This is a genomic window from Streptomyces sp. NPDC029674 (assembly GCF_044903205.1).
In the GTDB taxonomy this organism is placed as follows: domain Bacteria; phylum Actinomycetota; class Actinomycetes; order Streptomycetales; family Streptomycetaceae; genus Streptomyces.
In genome coordinates this window covers 1-1,395 of the sequence record NZ_JBJDPY010000059.1, presented here as the reverse complement: position 1 = coordinate 1,395, position 1,395 = coordinate 1, and the positions used below count along the sequence as shown (strand labels likewise).

Genomic DNA, 1,395 nt, shown 5'->3' with positions numbered 1-1,395 from the left:
AACCAACAAAACTTTTAAATTTGATTAAGTCTTCGATCGATTAGTATTCGTCAGCTCCACATATCGCTATGCTTCCACCTCGAACCTATTAACCTCATCATCTTTGAGGGATCTTATAACCGAAGTTGGGAAATCTCATCTTGAGGGGGGCTTCATGCTTAGATGCTTTCAGCACTTATCCCGTCCATACATAGCTACCCAGCGATGCCGTTGGCACGACAACTGGTACACCAGAGGTATGTCCATCCCGGTCCTCTCGTACTAAGGACAGCTCCTCTCAAATTTCCTACGCCCACGACGGATAGGGACCGAACTGTCTCACGACGTTCTGAACCCAGCTCGCGTACCGCTTTAATGGGCGAACAGCCCAACCCTTGGGACCGACTACAGCCCCAGGATGCGATGAGCCGACATCGAGGTGCCAAACCTCCCCGTCGATGTGAACTCTTGGGGGAGATAAGCCTGTTATCCCCGGGGTAGCTTTTATCCGTTGAGCGATGGCCCTTCCATGCGGAACCACCGGATCACTAAGTCCGTCTTTCGACCCTGCTCGACTTGTAAGTCTCGCAGTCAAGCTTCCTTGTGCCTTTACACTCTATGAATGATTTCCAACCATTCTGAGGAAACCTTTGAGCGCCTCCGTTACTCTTTAGGAGGCGACCGCCCCAGTCAAACTGTCCATCTGACACTGTCTCCCACCATGATTAATGGTGCGGGTTAGAAATCCAATACAGCGAGGGTAGTATCCCACCAACGCCTCCACGTAAGCTAGCGCTCACGTATCTAAGGCTCCTACCTATCCTGTACAAGCTGTACCGAATTTCAATATCAGACTACAGTAAAGCTCCACGGGGTCTTTCCGTCCTGTCGCGGGTAACCTGCATCTTCACAGGTACTATGATTTCACCGAGTCTCTCGTTGAGACAGTGCCCAAATCGTTACGCCTTTCGTGCGGGTCGGAACTTACCCGACAAGGAATTTCGCTACCTTAGGACCGTTATAGTTACGGCCGCCGTTTACTGGGGCTTCGATTCGTAGCTTCGCAGAAGCTAACCACTCCTCTTAACCTTCCAGCACCGGGCAGGCGTCAGCCCCTATACATCACCTTACGGTTTAGCAGAGACCTGTGTTTTTGATAAACAGTCGCTTGGGCCTATTCACTGCGGCTCTCCTGGGCGTGAACCCTAAAGAGCACCCCTTCTCCCGAAGTTACGGGGTCATTTTGCCGAGTTCCTTAACGAGAGTTCGCTCGCTCACCTTAGAATTCTCATCTTGACTACCTGTGTCGGTTTGCGGTACGGGCACCATAAATCTAGCTAGAGGCTTTTCTCGGCAGTGTGAAATCAACGACTCGAGGAAACAATTTCCTCTCCCCATCACAGCTTGACCTTATGA

The 1,395-nt window shown here is 51.0% G+C and carries 1 rRNA gene; it reads right to left on the bottom strand.

Annotated elements, in window-relative coordinates:
- Nucleotides 1-20: 20 nt before the first annotated feature.
- Nucleotides 21-1,395, bottom strand: a 23S ribosomal RNA gene (locus ACI2L3_RS40340); the annotation flags it as partial.